Genomic DNA, 605 nt, shown 5'->3' on the forward strand with positions numbered 1-605 from the left:
CTGCAGGGCCCTGAGGCCCGTGCTGCCCAGACCGAGATGAAGGTGCGCTCCATGCGCCTGACGCTGGAGGCCGCGATCATCAATGGCGATGACACCTTTGATCCACGGGCCTTCAACGGGCTGAGCAAGCGCCTGGCACCTGGAGACGAGCAGACAATCGACAACGGCGGCAGCACCCTCAACCTGCTGGCGCTTGAGGCATTGAGCGACAGCGTGATCGGCTACGGCGGCGACAAGGTGCTGATCGCCAGCAAGGCCGCCCGCCGTCAGATCAGCACCGCCTCCCGTCAGGCCGGCGGTGAGCTGTATGAGGTGATCGACGGCCGCCACTATTTCGAGGGCATCGAAATCCTGCTGGTGGAGGAGGACGCTGAGGGCCATGCGGTGCTCGGCTACGACGAACCGGCAGGCACCACCTCGATCTACTGCTGCGTACTGGGTGATGCGGCGGTCTGCGGCCTGCAGGGTCCGTTTGAGGGCAGGTATGGCATTGCGGTGCGTGATTTCGGGGAGGTGCATGACGCACCGGTGTTCCGCACGCGGGTGGATTGGTACGTGGGCTTTGCCGTCTGCAACCGCAAGGCCGCTGCGCGGCTTTACAACGT

General features: G+C 64.8%; 1 protein-coding gene. It reads left to right on the forward strand.

The window, feature by feature from the left end:
• Positions 1 to 605 (forward strand): major capsid protein (locus AC01FP_RS18705; protein ID WP_474482408.1); only part of this gene is annotated, 605 nt, incomplete at both ends.

This window comes from Cyanobium sp. NIVA-CYA 375 (assembly GCF_056108345.1).